At 74.0% G+C, this 18,686-nt stretch carries 18 protein-coding genes and 1 pseudogene; 12 read left to right on the forward strand and 7 right to left on the reverse strand.

Annotation, left to right across the window (positions count from 1 at the left end):
- Nucleotides 1-87 precede the first annotated feature (87 nt).
- The 3 genes from FEF34_RS18110 to FEF34_RS18120 are packed head-to-tail and all read left to right on the forward strand — an operon-like array spanning nt 88 to nt 3,583.
- Nucleotides 88-1,392, forward strand: a complete 1,305-nt coding sequence (locus tag FEF34_RS18110; RefSeq protein ID WP_407698285.1) for a hypothetical protein — start codon at nt 88-90, stop codon at nt 1,390-1,392.
- The gene (locus FEF34_RS18115; RefSeq protein ID WP_138054099.1) at nt 1,389-2,030 is read left to right on the forward strand and encodes a precorrin-8X methylmutase; all 642 of its coding nucleotides are present in this window, start codon (nt 1,389-1,391) and stop codon (nt 2,028-2,030) included. Before FEF34_RS18110 ends, FEF34_RS18115 begins: the two co-directional genes overlap by 4 nt.
- Nucleotides 2,027-3,583 carry a precorrin-2 C(20)-methyltransferase gene (locus FEF34_RS18120; RefSeq protein ID WP_138054100.1) on the forward strand — a complete coding sequence of 519 codons (1,557 nt, stop codon included), beginning with the start codon at nt 2,027-2,029 and terminating at the stop codon, nt 3,581-3,583. Before FEF34_RS18115 ends, FEF34_RS18120 begins: the two co-directional genes overlap by 4 nt.
- Nucleotides 3,584-3,993: 410 nt before the next feature.
- Here the strand turns inward: FEF34_RS18120 and FEF34_RS18130 are convergent, their stop codons facing one another.
- On the reverse strand, nt 3,994-5,121 hold the full coding sequence (locus FEF34_RS18130) for a cobalt-precorrin-5B (C(1))-methyltransferase (protein ID WP_138054101.1): 1,128 nt from the start codon (nt 5,119-5,121) through the stop codon (nt 3,994-3,996).
- A gap of 11 nt (nt 5,122-5,132) precedes the next feature.
- Between FEF34_RS18130 and FEF34_RS18135 the strand changes: the two genes are divergently transcribed.
- Complete coding sequence (locus FEF34_RS18135) at nt 5,133-5,867, forward strand: cobalt-precorrin-6A reductase (protein WP_138054102.1); 735 nt, start codon at nt 5,133-5,135, stop codon at nt 5,865-5,867.
- Nucleotides 5,868-5,884: 17 nt separating this feature from the next.
- Here the strand turns inward: FEF34_RS18135 and cobM are convergent, their stop codons facing one another.
- Both cobM and cbiE read right to left on the reverse strand, forming a co-directional pair.
- A complete protein-coding gene (gene cobM, locus FEF34_RS18140; protein ID WP_138054103.1) occupies nt 5,885-6,634 on the reverse strand; it encodes a precorrin-4 C(11)-methyltransferase in 750 nt (249 codons plus the stop codon).
- Entirely contained in the window at nt 6,631-7,872 is a 1,242-nt protein-coding gene (gene cbiE, locus FEF34_RS18145) for a precorrin-6y C5,15-methyltransferase (decarboxylating) subunit CbiE (RefSeq protein ID WP_171053304.1), read from the reverse strand. The genes cobM and cbiE overlap by 4 nt, the downstream gene beginning before the upstream one ends.
- 173 nt (nt 7,873-8,045) lie before the next feature.
- On the opposite strand from cbiE, the gene FEF34_RS18150 reads away from it, so the two are divergent.
- Together FEF34_RS18150 and FEF34_RS18155 are read left to right on the forward strand one after the other, a co-directional pair.
- A complete protein-coding gene (locus FEF34_RS18150; RefSeq protein WP_138054105.1) occupies nt 8,046-8,549 on the forward strand; it encodes a cation:proton antiporter regulatory subunit in 504 nt (167 codons plus the stop codon).
- A gap of 2 nt (nt 8,550-8,551) precedes the next feature.
- Nucleotides 8,552-9,799 (forward strand): cation:proton antiporter, encoded by a 1,248-nt coding sequence (locus FEF34_RS18155; protein ID WP_138054106.1) that lies wholly within the window; start codon nt 8,552-8,554, stop codon nt 9,797-9,799.
- Nucleotides 9,800-9,900: 101 nt separating this feature from the next.
- Here FEF34_RS18155 and FEF34_RS41310 read toward each other — a convergent pair whose 3' ends face one another.
- Both FEF34_RS41310 and FEF34_RS18160 read right to left on the reverse strand, forming a co-directional pair.
- Nucleotides 9,901-10,065: a DUF6126 family protein gene (locus FEF34_RS41310; RefSeq protein ID WP_171053000.1), complete on the reverse strand. Its 165-nt coding sequence runs from the start codon at nt 10,063-10,065 to the stop codon at nt 9,901-9,903.
- A gap of 134 nt (nt 10,066-10,199) precedes the next feature.
- Nucleotides 10,200-10,577, reverse strand: a complete 378-nt coding sequence (locus tag FEF34_RS18160; RefSeq protein ID WP_138054107.1) for a hypothetical protein — start codon at nt 10,575-10,577, stop codon at nt 10,200-10,202.
- Nucleotides 10,578-10,933: 356 nt separating this feature from the next.
- On the opposite strand from FEF34_RS18160, the gene FEF34_RS18165 reads away from it, so the two are divergent.
- The gene (locus FEF34_RS18165; protein ID WP_138054108.1) at nt 10,934-11,356 is read left to right on the forward strand and encodes a DUF7144 family membrane protein; all 423 of its coding nucleotides are present in this window, start codon (nt 10,934-10,936) and stop codon (nt 11,354-11,356) included.
- Between the two features lie 374 nt (nt 11,357-11,730).
- Here the strand turns inward: FEF34_RS18165 and FEF34_RS18170 are convergent, their stop codons facing one another.
- Nucleotides 11,731-12,558, reverse strand: a complete 828-nt coding sequence (locus tag FEF34_RS18170) for an MBL fold metallo-hydrolase (protein WP_138054109.1) — start codon at nt 12,556-12,558, stop codon at nt 11,731-11,733.
- 284 nt (nt 12,559-12,842) lie between these two features.
- On the opposite strand from FEF34_RS18170, the gene FEF34_RS18175 reads away from it, so the two are divergent.
- The 4 genes and pseudogenes from FEF34_RS18175 (at nt 12,843) to FEF34_RS18190 (ending at nt 16,471) form a co-directional block, all read left to right on the forward strand.
- On the forward strand, nt 12,843-13,529 hold the full coding sequence (locus FEF34_RS18175) for a TetR/AcrR family transcriptional regulator C-terminal domain-containing protein (protein WP_234042445.1): 687 nt from the start codon (nt 12,843-12,845) through the stop codon (nt 13,527-13,529).
- 155 nt (nt 13,530-13,684) lie between these two features.
- Entirely contained in the window at nt 13,685-14,143 is a 459-nt protein-coding gene (locus FEF34_RS18180) for a hypothetical protein (protein WP_234042446.1), read from the forward strand.
- A gap of 107 nt (nt 14,144-14,250) precedes the next feature.
- A pseudogene (locus tag FEF34_RS42930) lies at nt 14,251-14,526 on the forward strand (IS200/IS605 family accessory protein TnpB-related protein); the annotation flags it as partial.
- Nucleotides 14,513-16,471 (forward strand): FUSC family protein, encoded by a 1,959-nt coding sequence (locus FEF34_RS18190; RefSeq protein ID WP_171053305.1) that lies wholly within the window; start codon nt 14,513-14,515, stop codon nt 16,469-16,471. The pseudogene FEF34_RS42930 and the gene FEF34_RS18190, both read left to right, overlap by 14 nt.
- Nucleotides 16,472-16,663: 192 nt before the next feature.
- Here FEF34_RS18190 and FEF34_RS18195 read toward each other — a convergent pair whose 3' ends face one another.
- The gene (locus FEF34_RS18195; protein ID WP_234042447.1) at nt 16,664-17,074 is read right to left on the reverse strand and encodes an RNA-binding S4 domain-containing protein; all 411 of its coding nucleotides are present in this window, start codon (nt 17,072-17,074) and stop codon (nt 16,664-16,666) included.
- 119 nt (nt 17,075-17,193) lie between these two features.
- Here FEF34_RS18195 and FEF34_RS18200 point away from each other — a divergent pair, with 119 nt between their 5' ends.
- Nucleotides 17,194-18,669 carry an APC family permease gene (locus tag FEF34_RS18200; RefSeq protein WP_138054110.1) on the forward strand — a complete coding sequence of 492 codons (1,476 nt, stop codon included), beginning with the start codon at nt 17,194-17,196 and terminating at the stop codon, nt 18,667-18,669.
- Nucleotides 18,670-18,686 lie beyond the last annotated feature (17 nt).

Genomic DNA, 18,686 nt, shown 5'->3' on the forward strand with positions numbered 1-18,686 from the left:
CCTGGGACCCCGTGCCTTTCTGCATAGTAGAGGCTGCGGCCCGCCGGCAGGGCGGCCACCTGGAAGGACGTGGGTATGCTCGCCGCCATGCCGCCCACACCGACAACACCCCCGGACCGGGGCGAACCCCGCATACGGGACCGGGGTGACGCCTGCCCGGGCGCGCTGCGGCTGCATGCGGCGGACGACGGGTGGCTGGCCCGACTCCGCCTCCCCGCCGGGTTGTTGACGGAACATCAGGTCCGTGTGCTGGCCACCGCGGCCGATCGGCTGGGGGACGGGGCGCTGAGCGTCACCTCCCGGGGGAACGCCGAGCTGCGCGGCCTGGCGGACGGCTGCGGGGCGGAGCTGGCGGAACTCCTGCGTGACGCCGGGCTGCTGCCCGCCGAGACCCATGAGCGGGTGCGCAACGTCGTGGCCTCGCCGCTGGCCGGACTGGACGGACTCGGCCGTGCCGACGTGCAGTTGTGGGCCCGGGAGCTGGACGCGCTGCTGTGCGCCGCCGACTGGGCGACGGAGCTCTCGGGCCGGTTCCTGTTCGCCCTGGACGACGGCCGGGGTGACGTCGCCGGACTCGGGGCGGATGTGACGTTGCTCGCAGAGGCGGACCGGCGGGCGGTGCTGCGGGTCGGGAGCCACGCCTTCCGTGTATGTGCCAGCCACGCCGCACGCGCGGCGCTCGCCGCGGCGGAGGCGTTCCTGACCGCCGCCGCCGAGGCGGGCACGGGAGCGTGGCGCGTGCGGGAGCTGCCGGAGGGGCAGGACATCGGCGTGGACGTGTGGCTGGAGCGGGCGGGAGTGGCGGCGCAACCGCTCCCCCTCCTCACCGGAACGGAACCCTCCGCCCCGGGCCTGCCTGCGGATCGGCCCGAGGGGCCCGGCACCGGACCGCTGCCCGGTGTCGTGGAGGGACCGGACGGCTGGACCGTGTCCGTCGCCGCCCCGCTCGGGCGGCTCACCGTCACGCAGCTGCGGGAACTGCTGCCGGCCCCCGCCGACGAGGTGCGGCTGACCCCGTGGCGCGGGGCCGTCCTGCCCGGGTTCGCGGACCGCGGCACGGCACTGGCCCGCCTCGAAGCACTGGGGCGGGGCGGCTTCATCACCGGCACCGACTCGCCCTGGTACGGGGTCGGCGCGTGCACCGGCCGGCCCGGGTGCGCCAAGTCCCTGGCCGACGTGCGGGCCGACGCGACTCCCGGCCTGGGCGGACTGCCCGTGTACTGGTCGGGCTGCGAGCGGCGCTGCGGCCGTCCGCAGGGGGAGTACGTGGACGTCGTGGCCACCGGGGACGGCGCGTACCGGGTGACGGCTCACGGCACTCCCGTACCCGTACCGTCCCGCGCCGAGCTCGCAGGCACCATCGCCACAGCCCGAACCCGTACGACGAAATGAGCGACAAGACCGTGTTCGACTACGAGAAGGACGGCGCGGAGATCTACCGCCGGTCCTTTGCCACGATCCGCGCAGAGGCGGCGCTCGACGCGCTCCCGGCCGACGTCGGCCAGGTCGCGGTGCGGATGATCCACGCCTGCGGCATGGTCGACCTCGTCCGCGACCTCGCTTACTCGCCCGGGGTGGTGGCCCGGGCGCGCGAGGCGCTGCGCTCCGGGGCGCCGATCCTGTGCGACGCGCAGATGGTCGCGAGCGGCGTCACCCGCAAGCGGCTGCCCGCGGGCAACGAGGTGATCTGCACGCTCTCCGAGCCGTCCGTACCGGAACTGGCCGCACGGCTCGGCACGACCCGCAGCGCCGCCGCGCTCGAACTGTGGCGGGACCGCCTCGAAGGTTCCGTGGTCGCCGTCGGGAACGCCCCCACCGCGCTCTTCCGGCTGCTGGAGATGATCGACGAGGGGGCGCCCCGCCCCGCCGCCGTCATCGGTGTGCCGGTGGGCTTCATAGGCGCGGCCGAGTCCAAGGACGCCCTCGCCGCACACGGGGGCGGTCCGGAGTACCTGGTGGTGCGCGGCCGGCGCGGCGGCAGCGCCATGGCCGCCGCAGCGATCAACGCGATGGCGAGTGAGGCGGAGTGAGCACACACCGGACCGGCAGGCTGTACGGCGTCGGGCTCGGCCCCGGGGACCCGTCGCTGATGACGCTCCGGGCGGCCCGGGTCGTCGCGGAGGCGGACGTCGTGGCGTACCACTGCGCCCGGCACGGCCGTTCCATCGCCCGCTCGATCGTGGCGGAACACCTGCGCCCCGACCACATCGAGGAGCGGCTGATGTACCCGATCACGGTCGAGACCACCGACCATCCCGGCGGCTACCGGGGCGCGCTCGACGACTTCTACGAGGAGGCCGCGGCGAGACTCGCGGCGCATCTCGACGCCGGGCGGACGGTGGCCGTGCTCGCGGAGGGCGACCCGCTCTTCTACGGCTCCTACCAGCACATGCACAAGCGGCTCGCCCACCGGTACCCGACCGAGGTGATCCCCGGCGTGACCTCGGTGAGCGCGGCGGCCGCGCGGCTCGGGGAGCCGCTGTGCGAGGCGGAGGAGGTGCTGACGATCGTCCCTGGCACGCTGCCCGAGGAGGAGCTGGCGGCCCGACTCGCCGCCACCGACTCGGCGGTGGTGATGAAGCTCGGCCGGACCTTCCCCGCCGTACGGCGGGCGCTGGAACGGGCGGGCCGGCTGGAGGACGCGCGCTACGTGGAGCGGGCCACGATGGCCGGCGAGCGCACGGAGCGGCTGGCGGACGTGGACCCGCAGTCGGTGCCGTACTTCTCGGTGGCGGTGCTGCCGAGCCGGATCGACGAGGTGCGGCCCGAGGCACGGCCCCGGGGCGAGGTCGTCGTCGTGGGCACCGGACCGGCCGGGCCGCTGTGGCTGACGCCCGAGACCCGCGGCGCGCTCGCCGCCGCCGACGACCTGGTCGGCTACACGACCTATCTGGACCGGGTACCCGTGCGGGCCGGGCAGCGCCGCCACGGATCGGACAACAGGGTGGAGTCGGAGCGGGCGGAGTTCGCCCTCGACCTCGCCCGGCACGGCCGCCGGGTGGCCGTGGTGTCGGGCGGCGACCCGGGGATCTTCGCCATGGCCACGGCCGTGCTGGAGGTCGCGGCGCAGGAGCCGTACGCGGACGTGCCCGTGCGTGTACTGCCCGGCCTCACCGCGGCGAACGCCGCCGCGGCTCGTGCCGGGGCACCGCTGGGGCACGACTACGCCACCATCTCCCTGTCCGACCGGCTGAAGCCGTGGGAGGTCATCGCGGAGCGACTGACGGCGGCCGCGGCGGCCGACCTCGTCCTGGCCCTGTACAACCCCGGCTCGCGCAGCCGGACCTGGCAGGTCGCCAAGGCCCGTGAACTGCTGCTCGGCCACCGTGCCCCGGACACCCCGGTCGTCGTCGCGCGCGACGTGGGCGGTCCGGAGGAGAGCGTGCGGATCGTGCGTCTCGGTGAACTCGACCCGGCGGTGGTGGACATGAGGACCCTGCTGCTGGTCGGCTCGTCGCAGACCAGGACGGTGCGCCGCGGTTCGGGCGAGGAGATCGTCTGGACCCCGCGCACGTACCCGGATCCGGCTCCCGTACACGTACCCGTGGACGCCTCGGCCCGGAGTGAGACCGCGCCGGGATAGGTCCGGCGGGAAGGACGGGCGCCGAATGCGGAGGAGGGCCCGGTGCGGTCCGGGCCCTGCCCGGGTCCGTTGCGGTCCGGGTCCGGGTTCTGCCCGGGTCCCTTGCGGTGCGGTGCCGTTCGGGTCCGGTTCGGGGCGCGGGACCGGTCCGGGTGCGGGTGCGGGGCCGTTACGGTCCGGGTCCGGGTCCGGGTCCGGGTCCGGGTGCGGGTGCGGTTCGGGTTCGGGTGCGGAACCGGTCCGGGTGCGGGTGCGGGGCCGTTACGGTCCGGGGCAGTGCGGTGCAGTACCGTGCGGTCCCGTTTCGACCGCGGGTTGAGCCGGGCGCGGAACGGGGGCGAGGACCCCTTCGTGTCAGGGCCCCAGGAGTTCGCCGGCCCAGGGGCGCTTCGCCTCGGATGCCCTTCGTCTCAGGGCCCCTTCGGCGCCGAGCGGCCGACCACCGTACCCGCGCGGTCGACGCACACCACGTCCACCGTGACCGGCGCACCCCGCAGCACCTCCAGTGCCTGGTCACGGGCGGTCACCGCCACGAGATCGCCCAGCGGGACCCCGTGGGCCGCGCACGACTGCAACGCCGCGAGACCGGTGTTGGCGGCGGCGACCTCGGCCGCCAGCGTCCCGTCCGCCCCTCCCCGGCGGGCCAGCTCCGCGAGGAAGCCCTTGTCCACCTGGGAGCGGGCCGAGTGCAGATCCATGTGCCCGGCCGCCAGTTTGGACAGTTTCGCGAAGCCGCCGCAGACGGTGAGCCGGTCGACGGGGTGCCTGCGGACGTACTTGAGCACCGCGCCCGCGAAGTCCCCCATGTCGAGCAGCGCGTCCTCGGGAAGCCCGTACAGGGCGACGACCGTCTTCTCCGACGTGGAGCCCGTGCACCCGGCGAGATGGGTACGTCCTGCCGCCCTGGCCACGTCCACACCGCGGCGGATCGAGTCGATCCACGCCGAGCAGGAGTAGGGCACGACGATCCCGGTCGTGCCGAGCACGGACAGTCCGCCGAGAATGCCGAGCCGCGGGTTCCAGGTGGAGCGCGCGATCTCCTCCCCGTGGTCGACGGAGACCGTGATCTCGACGTCGCCCGAACCGCCGTACCGGGCGGCGGCCTCCATGACGTGGTCCCGCATCATCTGCCGGGGCACCGGGTTGATCGCCGGCTCGCCGACGTCCAGCGGCAGCCCGGGGCGCGTGACGGTACCGACGCCCGGTCCGGCACGGAACACCACCCCCGAACCGGCGGGCAGGATCCGCACGGTCGCACGGACCAGCGCGCCGTGTGTGACGTCCGGGTCGTCGCCGGCGTCCTTGACCACGCCCGCCGTCGCGTGCCCGTCCGCCAGTTCCTCCACGGCCAGCGCGAACGCGGGCCTCTGGCCCTTGGGCAGCGTGATCGTCACCGGGTCCGGGAAGTCCCCGGTGAGCAGCGCGGTGTACGCGGCGGTCGTCGCGGCGGTGGCGCAGGCCCCGGTGGTCCAGCCGGGCCGGAGACCGGTGTGCTTGAGTTGGGCGCTGCGTCCGCCCACGGGCGCCGGTTCACTCATGGAGGTCCCCCGTGCACGTCCTGGTCCTCGGCGGCACGACGGAGGCGCGCGCCCTCGCCGAGTCGCTGCACGCGCGGGGGGAGCGGGTGACCACGTCGCTCGCGGGACGGGTCGCGGCGCCGAGACTGCCGCGTGGCCAGGTGCGGATCGGTGGCTTCGGCGGGGCGGAAGGCCTCGCCGCCTGGCTGCGCGAGCACCAGGTGGACGTGCTCATCGACGTCACCCATCCTTTCGCCGGGACGATCAGTTTCAACGCGGCGCACGCCGCGAACCGGGCCCATGTTCCCCTGCTCGCGCTGCGGCGCCCCGGTTGGATCCCGGTGGCGGGCGACGACTGGCACCCGGTCGACTCCCTCGCGCAGGCGGCCGAGAGGCTGCCCTCGCTGGGGCGCCGGGTCTTCCTGACGACGGGCCGCATGGGGCTGGCGTGCTTCGCGCACCTGGACGACCTGTGGTTCCTGGTCCGCTCCGTCGACCCGCCGGAACAGCCGCACCCCGCGCGGATGCGGGTGCTCCTCGACCGCGGCCCCTTCACCCTCGACGGCGAACGGGCGCTTCTCGCCGACCACGCCGTCGACGTCCTGGTGACCAAGGACAGCGGCGCCGCCGCCACCTCGCCCAAGCTCACCGCGGCCCGCGATGCGGGCATCCCGGTCGTCGTGGTCCGCCGCCCGCCCGTACCCGAGGACGTCCCGACGGTGGCGGGGGTGGAGGAGGCGCTGGCGTGGGTGACGGCGCTTGGGTAGGCGGGCCGGGCCGGCCGTCAGCAGACGTGCCGTTCCCGCGCCGGGTCGTACAGGTGGCTGTCGCGGAACTGGGAGGCGGCCAGGGTGCGGCCCACCAGGATGACCGCCGTCTTCGTGACGCCCGCCTCCTTCGTCAGCCCGGCGATCTCGTCGAGCGTGCCCCGGAGGACCAGTTCGTCCGGGCGGCTGGCCATGGCCACCACCGCGGCGGGGCAGTCGGGTCCGTAGTGCGGCAGTAGTTCGGCGACCACGCGGTCGACGTAGCGGGCGGCGAGGTGCAGGACGAGCAGGGCGCCGCTGCGGCCCAGGGTGGCCAGGTCCTCGCCGTCGGGCATGGGGGTGGCCTGCTGGGCGACGCGGGTGAGGATGACCGTCTGGCCGACCGTCGGTACGGTCAGCTCCCGCTTCAGCGCGGCCGCCGCGGCCGCGAACGCCGGGACGCCGGGGACGACCTCGTAGGGAATGCCCGCCGCGTCGAGCCTCCGCATCTGCTCCGCCACCGCGCTGAACACGGACGGGTCGCCCGAGTGCAGCCGGGCCACGTCGTGCCCCTCCTCGTGGGCGCGGACGAACTCCCCGGTGATCGCGTCCAGATCGAGGTCCGCCGTGTCCACGAGGCGCGCGTCCGGGGGACATTCGGCGAGGAGGTCGGCCGGTACGAGCGAGCCCGCGTAGAGGCAGACCCGGCACGACGCCAGCGTCCGCGCGCCGCGCAGGGTGATCAGGTCGGCGGCACCCGGTCCGGCGCCGATGAAGTAGACGGTCATGAGAGTTCTCCTGCCGGGGATCTGGTGACGGACCACTGCGTCACGGGCATCGCCTGCCGCCACCCGGTGAAGCCGCCCACTGGTACGGCGTGCGCCACGGCGAGCCGCACCAGCTCGCCGCCGTACCGCCGGTAGCGCTCCGCCAGCAGCGCCTCCGACTCGAGCGTCACGGTGTTCGCGACCAGCCGTCCGCCCGCCGGCAGCGCGTCCCAGCAGGCGTCGAGCAGTCCCGGCGCGGTGAGCCCGCCGCCGATGAACACCGCGTCGGGCACGGGCAGCCCGGCCAGACCGTCCGGCGCGGCCGCCGTGACGACCCGCAGTCCGGGCACACCGAGCGTCTGCGCGTTGCGCTCGATGCGCCGTGCCCGTTCCGCGTCCCGCTCGACGGTGACCGCCCGGCAGGAGCGGTGCGTACGCATCCACTCGATCGCGATCGAGCCGGAGCCGCCGCCGACGTCCCACAGCAGTTCGCCCGGCGCGGGCGCGAGCGCGGCCAGCGTCGCGGCCCGCACATGGCGCTTGGTCAGCTGGCCGTCGTTCTCGTACGCCTCGTCGGGCAACCCGGGCACGGCGCCGAGCCGGGGCACGCCGGGCTCGCGGACGCAGTCCACCGCGAGGACGTTCAGGGGATCGCCGGGCGGCCGGTCCCAGCCGGAGGCCGTACCGGTGACCAGGCGTTCCCGCCCGGAGCCGAGTTGCTCAAGCACCCGCAGCCGGCTGGGGCCGAAGCCCCTCGCGGCCAGCAGTTCGGCCACCTCCGCCGGGGTCGCGGCGCCGGCGCTGAGCACCAGCAGCCGCCGGCCGTGGTGGAGCGCGGCGCCGAGCCCCGCGACGGGCCTGCCGACCGTCGTCACGACCTCGGTCTCCTCGACCGGCCAGCCGAGGCGGGCACAGGCGTACGAGACGGAGGACGGATGCGGCAGTACGCGCAGTGCGTCAGGGCCGGCGATCTCGGTGAGGGTGCGGCCGATGCCGTAGAACATCGGGTCGCCGCTCGCGAGGACGGCAAGGCGCCGGCCGGCGTGCTCGGCGAGCAGCGCGGGCACGGCGGGGCGCAGCGGCGACGGCCACGGCACGCGCTCGCCCGGGCATTCGTGGACGGGCAGCAGGGCGAGCTGGCGTGCGCCGCCGACGAGCACGTCGGCGGAGCGCAGCACGGCGCGGGAGGTCTCGGGCAGTCCGTCCCAGCCGTCGGCACCGATCCCGACGACGGAGACGGCGGGGCGGGGGTCGGGCATCACGGACCGGACTCTACTGTCCGCGCAGGTGGTCCCCGGTGCGCGGGGGGATGAGACAACGGTCACCGGCGCGCGGCCCTCCCAAGATCACGTAATACTGAAGTGGAGAACGAGTTCCTGGTCCCGGCCCCGCCACGCGCGCCTCATCGTCCGACTCGGCTCCGGGAGGCACCATGGCCACTCGACGCACTTCCCTGCCGGGCGTCGGTACGCAGTTCGACATCACCTCGGAGAGCGGCCACCACCTCTCGCTGGTCGTCCACCAGGACGGCCGGCGGTTCCTCGGCTTCTACTCCGCGGACGACCCCGACCAGTGGGCGGCTTCCGTGTCGCTCACACCCGAGGAGGCCGGCGGGCTCGCCCGCCTGCTGGAGCCGACCCCCGTCGAGGGCTTGCGCACCGACGGACTCGACCTGGTGACCGAGCACATCCCGGTCCCGGCCCGCTCCCCGTACTCCGGACGACCGCTCGGTGACACCCGGGCCCGTACCCGCACGGGCGCCTCGATCGTCGCCGTCCGGCGCCCGAGCAGTGTGCACCCCTCGCCGGGGCCGGGCTTCCGGCTGATGATCGGTGACACGCTCGTCGTCGTCGGCACCAGGCAGGGTGTGGACGCCCTCGCCGGGATCATCGAGGGCTCCGGGGACGAGCCCGACGGCTCCGGAGCCGGAGGCTGACCGTGCACGGCACGACGACGCTCCTCGTCGAACTCGGCGGGATCATCCTCACCCTGGGGCTGATCGGCCGGTTCGCCGGACGCTTCGGGCTGTCCCCGATCCCCCTGTATCTGCTGGCCGGTCTCGCCTTCGGCACGGGCGGGCTGCTGCCGCTCAGCGCCAGCGGGGACTTCATCGCCGTAGGCGCCGAGATCGGCGTCATCCTGCTGCTCCTGCTGCTGGGCCTCGAGTACAGCGCCTCCGAACTGGTGACGAACCTGCGCACGCAGTACCCCTCGGGCCTCGTGGACCTCCTGCTCAACGCCCCGCCGGGCGCGGCGGCCGCGCTCCTGCTCGGCTGGGGGCCGGTGGGGGCGGTGGCGCTGGCAGGCGTCACCTGGATCTCGTCGTCGGGGGTGATCGCGAAGATCCTCACGGACCTGGGGCGGCTGGGCAACCGCGAGGCCCCGGTGATCCTCGGCGTCCTGGTCATCGAGGACCTGTCAATGGCGGTCTACCTGCCCCTGCTGACCGTGCTGCTCGCGGGACTCGGCCTGGCCGGCGGCAGCATCGCCCTGCTGATCGCCGTCGGCACGGTCTCCTTGGTCCTCCTCCTGGCGGTCCGCCACGGCCGGCATCTCAGCCGGGCGGTCTCCTCCGACGACCCGGAGATGCTGCTGCTGGTGGTACTGGGCCTCACCCTGCTGATCGCGGGTGCGGCGCAGGAGCTGCAGGTGTCGGCGGCGGTGGGCGCGTTCCTGGTGGGCATCGCCCTGTCGGGCGAGGTCGCGGAGGGGGCGAGACGCCTGCTCACCCCCCTCCGCGATCTCTTCGCGGCGGTGTTCTTCGTCTTCTTCGGGCTGTCGACCGACCCGACGGCGATCCCGCCGGTGCTGCTGCCGGCAGTACTGCTGGCCGTGGCCACCATCCTGACCAAGATCGCGACCGGCTGGTACGCGGCCCGCCGGGCCGGAATCGGCTCGCGCGGCCGCCTCCGGGCGGGCGGCACCCTCGTCGCCCGCGGCGAGTTCTCCATCGTCATCGCCGGACTGGCGGCCTCCACCGAGCCGCGCATCGTGCCGCTGGCCACCGCTTATGTGCTGATCCTGGTGATCGTGGGCCCGCTCGCGGCCCGCTGGACCGAGCCGGCCGTCCTCACGGTCCGGTCCTCGCTCCGCCGCAGCCCTCGGCCGCGCCCGCGGCCGCCCGGGGGCGCGGAGCGGGGGGCGTCCGTGCCGGACGGGGTGGTGGCCCCGGCGGCGGGCGGCTGATCGTTCCCGGCTCCCTCGCCGGCTCACGGGTCGCGGCCGGCAGGCGCCGCGGGGTCACGGCCCGCCCGCCCGTCCCACGGCTCGGCAGCACCCGGACCCGATCACTTCTGGGCGCTCTGCCCCACGTGGAAGAGCAGCCAGACGAAGCCCGCGAAGGCATGTGTGGCGAAGACGTACACGAAGACGCGCAGCGCGACGCCGCGCTCCTTCCAGCGCTCGCTCTCACGCGCGATCTCACCCTCGCTCCCACGCGTGGTCTCGCTCATCGGCGGCATCCTCCCGGGCCCGGGCGCGGCGCTCCGGGGACTCCAGCGTACGGGCGGGCCAAGGACGCGTTTCCCTCCCCAGCTGAGGTGCCCCAGGGCGAGGGGAGCTCAGTCCTCGTGCACGTAGAAGGAGCTCAGTCCTCGTGCACGTAGAAGGTGTAGAACATCACGCAGAACGTGGCCGCCGCGATGATCACGGACAGGACGACCGACGTGAGGATGCTGTCGCCGGAAAGGCTGTTGAGGTAGCCGACCGAGCAGCCGACGAGCGCCGCGTACGCCACCGCGCGCAGCTCCCGCGGGAGGCTGTGCTGGTAGCGGCCCAGCGCGTAGCAGAGCCCGGCGATCACCAGGCAGGAGATGAGCCCGATCGCGAACTGCGCGCCCGCGGACTCTCCGGACATGCGGGCGATGAAGGACGTGTAGAGGCCGTAGATCACGCCGATCACGGCCGGCAACGCAATGCCGAGGATGGTGCCGTGGTGCCGCTCGGGCACCGCCGCGTGGACCATGGCGGAGCTCCTTCCGCTGCCCCCGGTTCCCCTTCCCACCAGCGCACACCCGGGCGGCGGGTGCGGCAAGTGGATCAGGCGGGAGCCCTCGGCGGACCGTGCCGCGGGACCGGGCGGCACCACGGCGCCACCCTCCGACGGTCCCGCCCCGGGCGGGACCGGGCGGGCGCCCGAGTGTCCGTCCCCGGCGGGCGTCCCGGCCCCCGCGCTCTGCGCCGACCGAGCCGCGCACCCCGGCGCACCAGGGGCCTCCGGCGGCGCGGGGCACCCCGCCGGGTGCCACCGCCGGACGCGTGCGTGGCACGAACGGCTCAACAGAAATGTCCGCGATCGACCGTCCGGCTCATGCTGACGCCATGAGCCAACACACTGCACGGAGCACGCCCGGAGCGGGTCCGGACGCCGGCTGGGCGGCGGGGGGCACGCTCTTCGCCGGCGTCCTGATGATGGTCACGGGTGTCATCAGCATTCTCGAGGGCATCGCCGGAATCGTCGAGGACGAGGTCTACGCCCGGATCGGCAGCTACGTCTTCTCGTGGGACCTCACCGCCTGGGGCTGGGTCCATCTCGTCCTCGGGATCCTGGTGGCGATCACCGGCTGGGGGATCCTCAAGACCATGGCATGGGGGCGCTATCTGGGCGTCGCACTGGCGTCGCTCAACATCATCGTCCAGTTCCTGTTCCTGCCCTATCAGCCGTTGTGGGCGATCTTCTCGATGGCCATCTCGGTGTTCATCATCTGGGCGCTGGTGACCACGGAGTCGCGCACCGCGGCCTGACCGGGCGATCCGTCCGTGGACGGCTAAGGGCTTGCAGATCAATGACGTGCCCCGGAAGGACCCCGCTGATCGGCTTCCCGCGTCCCGCACCGGGGCCCGTCGTGCCGCCGGTGGCGTTCGCCGGCCCCTCCCGGACGTGGAACGGGCACGAAGCGAACACGCCGAGGGAGCGCTCGGATCGCCGAGCGCCCCCTCGGCGTCTCCCCGCGGGTCCGCGCCGTGGGCACGGCCGCCTCAGTCGACCGGCCGGCGGTCAGGAGCCGGGGCGCGACGGCGATTCGGGGCGTGGCGGCCCGCCGGGTGCGGTGCTCCGGCCGGTCGTGGGCCGTCCACTGCCCGGGATCCCGCACCGCGGTCCCGCCCGGCGCCTCAGCTCAGCCGCCGTTCGCCATCAGCTCGAACTCGAACGGGTCGTGCGACGAGAAGATCCGCACGAGACGAGGATGGGCCCGGCGCAGCCGAGTCAGCCGCTCCAGCTGGCCCAGGCGCATCTCGTGGTCGTCGGCGACGAGCCGCTGGTGCAGCGCGAGCGGCCGGGGGCAGCGCGGGCGGCGCAGGTCGATCTCGCCGTGGAAGAAATAGGCATCGCCCGCGTGCAGCAGCCAGCGGTCCGGCTCCTGGACCGCTACCGCGCTGTGGCCGCGGGTGTGGCCGGGCAGCGGCACCAGCAGGATGTCGGGGGACCGCAGCACCCGGGAGGCCGGGAAGCCCATCCAGTCCGAGTCGGCGTGATCGTGGACGACCCAGTCGACGCCGTGCGCCCACTGGGCGGGCAGGTAGCGGTTCGCCTCGAGGCGGGTGTCGCGCCGCATGGCCGCGCGGTACTCGTCCGCCATCACGTGGACCCGGGCGTGCGGGAAGTCCGCGAGGCCGCCGGCGTGGTCCAGGTCGAGATGGGTGATAACGATGTCCTTGACGTCGTACGGGTCGTGGCCCAGGGCCCGGACCTGGTGGACGGCCGTCCGCGACAGGTCCAGCACCGGCCGCATCGTGCGGCGGAAGAGAGTGCCGAGCCGTCGGGGATCGGAGACCTCGGCGGCGCCGAGACCGGTGTCGACGAGCACGAGCCCGGTCCCGGTCGCGATCAGCAGGCAGTGCGCCACGAGCGGGCCGCCGCCCAGGGGGCGCATCGGCGCGCAGTCGAGGTGGTGGATGGTGGTGGCCGAGCGCCGCTGACGGGTCGGGGTCGTACGCACAGGCATCTGTGCCTCCTGCTCACAGGGGGAAACCCGGCGCGAGGCGGCCGGGCTGGGAGAGGATGGTGGCTGTGCTGTTGTGCTCGGCGGACCGTTCGCTCGTGGCTCCGGTCCCGGAAGGCGCTCATACGAACGGCCGCGTCGTGCGCGGCCGGTCCGTCTTGCATCTCGCCCTGCCTCCACAGCAGTTGCGCCACTTACACCGTAAGTACGAGACAGGAGCGAAGCACTTACGCTGTAAGTCGTCAAGCGTTACCGCGCGTAGCCACCCGAAAGAGGAGCGGTCGTTCATGGCCCGAGGAGCACGACCTGAAGTCCCCGGACCTCGCGAGCCGTTGAGCCGGGACCGGATCGTCGGGGCGGCACTGGTGATCATCGACGAGGAGGGCGTGGAGGCGCTGTCCATGCGCCGTATCGCGGCCCGCCTCGGCGTCCAGGCCATGTCCCTCTACAACCATGTAAGGAGCAAGGACGACATTCTGGACGGGGTGACCGAGTTCATCACCACCGACATGCGGATGCCGCGCCGGGTGACGGGTGGCTGGGAGGAGGGCATCCGCGACATCGCGTACGGCTTCCGCAGGGCGTCTTTGCGCCACCCGCAGGCCTGCGAACTGGTGCTGATGCGGCAGTTGTCCACCCCCACCGCGCTCGCGCCGGTGGACACGATGATCGCGATGATGCTCGACCACGGCTTCGACGAGGAGATCGCGGTGCACGTGCTGCGGCTGTTCATCTCCTTCCAGGTCGGCACCCTTCTGCAGGAGGTCCGCAGCGCATCGGGGTCGGGCCGCGAAGGCCGGGGCACGGACGAGAGGCTGGCCACCCGCACCGCCTACTTCGCCGGCTCCGGTTTCCCCGCCGTCGCGAAGGTCGCGCCGATCCTGGCCGTGAACGACCACGAGGCCGAGTTCGCCTTCGGCGTCGAACTGCTCATCTCCGCACTGCGCGGACTGGCCCCGGTGGCGCAGGACTGACGCGGCCTGCCGGCGCCGCAGGGCCGCGGCCCCAAAAAACCCGCCCGTCCCACGGCTCGGCGGCAACCGGGCCGGCGCGGGCAGACGCCGCGGTCCGGTCTCCGCACCGGTCCACCGAGTGGCCGAACCCGGGCCGGGGGCGCACTCTGGTGCGTATGAGATCGAGCCATGGCACACGAAACGCCGTCGTGGCCGCCGCGGCCGCCGTCGCGCTCGCGGCAGGGATGACCGGCTGTTCGAACGACACTGGCGAGACGCCGAAGTCGGTGGCGTCCAAGGCGGGTGAGGCCGTCGAGTCGGCGACGGCGGCAGCGGCCTCCGAGATGGCGAAGATCAAGGGCGGTCTGAACGCCAAGGCCGACGTGAAGGCCGGGCCCACGGAGGCCGTGAACAACCGCCTCTCCAACGAGATCACCGCGACGAACCCCACCGACCAGGCCGTCGACTACACGGTCCTGGTCAACTGGAAGGACAGCAGCGGGAATCTGCTCGACGCGACCGTCGTGTCGATCGACGCGGTTCCGCCCGGCGGCACGAAGTCGGCGACGGCGCAGACCCATCGGGACCTGTCCGGTACGCCGCCGGCCGAGATCGGGCAGGCGCTCCGGCACTGAGCCCGGCACGGCGGCCGCACCACGGTGCCCGGCCCCGTAGGCCGACCGGACAGGCGGGCTGCCGGTCCCGTGCCGAACTCTGCCGGGCGGTTGGGCCGTTGGGCACGATCCGGCGATGCGCCCCGGGGCGTCCGATCCGGCGTCGGACGGCACCGCCCCCTGCTCACCGAAGTGTTGAGCAGGGGCACCGGACCGTCCAGGCCCGACCGGCGATCCTCGGGCGTGCGGAACCCCGCCCCCGCGTTCCCGGACCACGGACCCGATCCGGTCCGCCGGACGCGGACCGCACGCGGGCGGCCAGGACATCCACAACCGTTCGGAATGTCCGCAGTGACCAGGCATGGGTCCAGGACCCACTCCTGCCCGCTGATGAGGAACGGTGACGTGAGGGAGCGAGTACGGCTGACGCCGCCGGCGTGGCTGGTGTCGGGGCTGCGCCCGCAGCGCACACCGGTCAACCGGGCGGCGGTCGCCCGCGCCGCCGTGGCGCTGTCGGCCCCGCTGGCGGTGGGCTTCGCCGCGGACCGGCCGGTGTACGGGGCGCTGGCGTCGATAGGCGCGCTCTCCGGGGTCATCGGCGACACCGCCGACGCCTACCGGATGCGGATCTTCAACATCGCCGTGCCCCAGGTCTTCGGCGCCGTCGGCGTCACGCTCGGCACGCTCGTGTACGCCCAGGGGTGGCTCACCGTCGCCGTCCTCACGGCCGTGGCCCTCGTCTCCGGAATGATCTCGTCGATCGGCGCGGTCGCCTCGGCCTCGGGACTGCTGCTGCTGCTCAACGCGGTCATCGGGTCGGGGCTGCCGCTGCCCCGGCCCTGGTGGACCGCGCCGCTTCTCCTCGGGCTCGGCGGTCTGCTCGTACTCGCGCTGGCCCTGCTCGGCTGGCCGCTGCGCGGTGGCGCGCCCGAGCGATCGGCGGTCGCCCGCGCCTACCGGGCGGTCGCCGACCTGCTGGCGGCGGCCGGCGGGGACACGTACGACGAGCGCCGCCGGGCCGTCACGCAGTCGCTCGACGACTCGTACGACCTGATCCTCGCCCGCCGCGCCCGCGACCACGGCCGCAATCCCATGCTGGTCCGGCTGCTCGCTCAGCTCAACGCCCTGGTCCCGGTGGTCGAGGCGGCCCCCGCGGCACACCAGCGCGGCCGCCCGCTGCCCGCCGCGGTCCCCGCGGCGGTACGGACGCTGGCGGACGCCGTCGAGCGCGGCCGCTCGGGCCCGTACGAGCCGCACCTGCCGCAGCCCGCCACACCCACCGAGCGCGCGGTCGACCACGCGCTGCGGCACGCGACGACCGTCGTCCTCGGGCCGGACCCCGATCCCCACAACGTGGACGACCGCCTCGGCCGGCCCGCCGCGCTCGGGACCCGTGTCCGCCGCACGACGCGCGACGTGCTGTTCTCCGAGGCGTCCTGGCGCTACGGGCTGCGCCTCGCGCTCTGCATCGGCCTCGCCCAGGCGCTGGTGTCGATCGTGGAACTGGACCGGTCCTACTGGGTCGCCCTCACCGTCACCTTCGTCATGAAGCCGGACTTCGGCTCGGTGTTCTCCCGCGCGGTGGGACGCGGACTGGGGACGGTGGCGGGCCTGGTGGTCGCGGCGGCCGTGCTGGCCGAGGTGCCGCGCGGCTGGTGGGACGTGCCCGTGATGATCGTCCTCGGCGGACTCATCCCCGCGTTCTCGGCGAAGGGGTACGCCTTCCAGACGGCGGCGATCACCCCGGTGATCCTGCTGCTGTCCGACCTGATCAACCGCCAGGGGATCGGTCTGGTACGGGCACGTCTCGTGGACAGCCTGATCGGCTGTGCGATCGCCCTGGTCGCCGGGTACCTGCTGTGGCCGGAGAGCTGGCACAGCCGCATCGGGGACCGGCTCGCGGACTCGGTCGACCACGCCGCGAGCCATGTGGCGCTGGCGTTCGGCGCCGACGCCGGCCGGGGCGAGCGGGCGCGGTCCCGGCGCCGGCTGTACCGGGACCTGTCGGCCGTGCGCTCGGAGTTCCAGCGGGCGCTCACCGAGCCGCCGCCCGCGGGCACGCGCGCGGCCGCGTGGTGGCCGCTCGTCGTCGCCGTCGAGCGGATCGCGGACGCGACGACCGCGGCCCGGGTCCGGGTGGACTACGGCGCCCCAGCGCCCACGCGGAGCGAGGTCGACGAGGTCGTACGGCACCTGCGCGAACTCGCCGGGGACATCCGCTCCCGGGAGGAACCCGCCGTGGTGCGGACGCCGCTGGAGGGCGAGGAGAGGAGCGTCCTCGAACCGCTCCGCCAGGAGGTGACGGCGGCCCGCACGATCGCGTCCCCGTCCGGGGCGCCGGGACCGTGACGGCGGAGACGGACCGTCCGGGCGGGAGGCCGCGGCGGGGCGGCGATGCCTCGGCCACCGAAGGGGCGCACCACACCCAGGGGCCGGAGCGCCTGCGGCACCGCGACCGGCGGGTCCGCCCCCGGCTCCGGCCCGCGGCCCCTCACTCCGCGTGGCGCAGGCCGGACTCGGCACCGACCCGCGGCGTCCCCGTCACCGGGACGGGTGGCCGCGGCCGTGGAGGCGCTCCATCTCCCGCCGGTCGCGCTTCGTCGGCCGGCCCGCGCCCCGGTCCCGCACTCCCGTCGGTGCGGTGAGTTCGCGCGGCGGGGGCGGCGGGCTGTTGTCCACGTAGCACTGCGCCGCGGCGGGCGCCCCGACGCGCTTGCGGATGATGCGGGAGACCACCACGATCCGCTCCCGGCCCGCGTGGAAGAGGCGCACCTCGTCCCCGGCCTTCAGCGCGTGCGCGGGTTTGACGCGCTCCCCGTTGACCCGGACATGGCCTCCACGGCAGGCGGTGGCCGCCTGCGAGCGGGTCTTGGTCAGCCGCACGGACCAGATCCAGCTGTCGACCCGCACGGTCCCTTCCGCGGCCCCCGGGGCCCCCGCGTCATCCGCCATACCACCGAGGGTACGGCGGACGACTACGATGCGCTCCGTCCCCCCGTCGCGGATCCACCCCTTCAGCGCGGCCGAGACCCTGATCCATCGCCACATGCCCTGCCACACAAGGACATTCGATGAGCAGCAATCCCGGCAGAGGGCTCCAGCCCAACGCCCTCGGTACGTTCGACACCGTCGTGATGGCGGTCGCCGGCAGCGCCCCCGCCTACTCGCTCGCCGCGACCACCGCCGTCCTGGTGGGCGCCGTGGGGCTGGCCGGTCCCGCCGCGCTGCTGTACTGCGCGATACCCATGCTCGGCATCGTCCTGGCCTTCGGCCGCCTCGGCCGGATCGACGTCAACGCCGGAGCCAGCTACTCCTGGGTGGGCCGCACGCTTCACCCGTTCCTCGGCTTCCTCTCCGGCTGGGCCCTGGTCGTCTCCGCGACGATCTTCATGGTGGCCGGCTCCCTGCCGGCCGGTGCGATGACCCTCGCGCTCCTCGACCCGGGCCTCGCAGGCGACACCGGACTGGCGGCCCTGGTGGGCGCCTGCTGGTTCCTGGTGATGCTGCTGGTGGTCCTCGGCGGGGCACGGCTGACCGTGCGGGCACAGCTGCTGCTGACCGGCGTCGAGGTGCTGCTGCTGGTGCTGTTCCTGCTGGCCGCGTTCCTGCACAAGGGTTCCGCCGCCGCCTTCGACTGGTCCTGGCTGGGCTTCTCGCACTTCGACGGTGCCTCCGGCTTCGCCTCGGGCGCGCTCATCGCCGCGTTCTACTACTGGGGCTGGGACGTCACGAGCAACCTCAGCGAGGAGACGCGCGACAGCCGCAGGACGGCCGGTGTCGCGAGCCTCGTCGGTGTCGGCGTGGTGCTCCTGCTCTTCGTGTCGTTCACGGTCGCCGTCAACATGATCCTCACGTCGGAGCAGAGCCTGGCGGGCGGCGGCAACGCCCTCGGCGTGCTGGGCGACGAGATCTGGCCCGGCGTCGGCGGCAAGCTGCTGATCGTCGCGGTGATGCTGTCGACGGTCGCCACCCTGGAGACCACTCTCATCCAGGTCACCCGCTCGCTGTTCGCGATGGGCCGGGACCGCACGATGCCCCCCGCCTTCGGCGCCGTGCACAAGCGCTGGAACACCCCCTGGGTCGCGATCGCGGTGGTGGGGGCGGTGGCGCTGGTGATGCTCTTCGCCGCGACGGCCCTCGGCTCGGTCGGCGACGTGCTCTCCGACGCCGTCAACGCGATCTCCCTCCAGATCGCGGTGTACTACGGCCTCGCGGGCGTCGCGGCCGTCGCCGCGTACCGCGGCATGGTGCTGACGTCGGTGAAGAACTTCCTGCTCGGCGGGGCGTGGCCGCTGCTCGGCTCGGCCTTCATGTTCTGGATCTTCTTCGAGTCGCTGAGCGAACTGAGCACCGCCTCGATCGTGATCGGTCTCGGCGGGCTGGCGGCCGGGGTGGTTCCGATGCTCTGGTACTGGCGGCAGGGCAGCGCGTACTACCGGCCCGCGAAGCTCGACGCGGCACGGGCCATCGAGGCGGAGGCCGCGTGCTCAGGTGCCGCCTCCACCCGGCACGACGGTCCGCGCGACACCATGGCGACGGACTTCTGACCGCAGAAAGCAGGCTG

Source organism: Streptomyces marianii, from assembly GCF_005795905.1.
GTDB classification, from domain to species: Bacteria; Actinomycetota; Actinomycetes; order Streptomycetales; family Streptomycetaceae; genus Streptomyces; species Streptomyces marianii.

Coding starts and splice junctions, on each gene's coding strand:
- FEF34_RS18110 (WP_407698285.1), top strand. CDS start 88: ATGCCGCCCACACCGACAACACCCCCGGACCGGGGCGAACCCCGCATA.
- FEF34_RS18115 (WP_138054099.1), top strand. CDS start 1,389: ATGAGCGACAAGACCGTGTTCGACTACGAGAAGGACGGCGCGGAGATC.
- FEF34_RS18130 (WP_138054101.1), bottom strand. CDS start 5,121: ATGAGTGAACCGGCGCCCGTGGGCGGACGCAGCGCCCAACTCAAGCAC.
- cobM (WP_138054103.1), bottom strand. CDS start 6,634: ATGACCGTCTACTTCATCGGCGCCGGACCGGGTGCCGCCGACCTGATC.
- cbiE (WP_171053304.1), bottom strand. CDS start 7,872: ATGCCCGACCCCCGCCCCGCCGTCTCCGTCGTCGGGATCGGTGCCGAC.
- FEF34_RS18150 (WP_138054105.1), top strand. CDS start 8,046: ATGGCCACTCGACGCACTTCCCTGCCGGGCGTCGGTACGCAGTTCGAC.
- FEF34_RS41310 (WP_171053000.1), bottom strand. CDS start 10,065: ATGAGCGAGACCACGCGTGGGAGCGAGGGTGAGATCGCGCGTGAGAGC.
- FEF34_RS18160 (WP_138054107.1), bottom strand. CDS start 10,577: ATGGTCCACGCGGCGGTGCCCGAGCGGCACCACGGCACCATCCTCGGC.
- FEF34_RS18165 (WP_138054108.1), top strand. CDS start 10,934: ATGAGCCAACACACTGCACGGAGCACGCCCGGAGCGGGTCCGGACGCC.
- FEF34_RS18170 (WP_138054109.1), bottom strand. CDS start 12,558: ATGCCTGTGCGTACGACCCCGACCCGTCAGCGGCGCTCGGCCACCACC.
- FEF34_RS18175 (WP_234042445.1), top strand. CDS start 12,843: ATGGCCCGAGGAGCACGACCTGAAGTCCCCGGACCTCGCGAGCCGTTG.
- FEF34_RS18180 (WP_234042446.1), top strand. CDS start 13,685: ATGAGATCGAGCCATGGCACACGAAACGCCGTCGTGGCCGCCGCGGCC.
- FEF34_RS18190 (WP_171053305.1), top strand. CDS start 14,513: ATGAGGAACGGTGACGTGAGGGAGCGAGTACGGCTGACGCCGCCGGCG.
- FEF34_RS18195 (WP_234042447.1), bottom strand. CDS start 17,074: ATGGCGGATGACGCGGGGGCCCCGGGGGCCGCGGAAGGGACCGTGCGG.
- FEF34_RS18200 (WP_138054110.1), top strand. CDS start 17,194: ATGAGCAGCAATCCCGGCAGAGGGCTCCAGCCCAACGCCCTCGGTACG.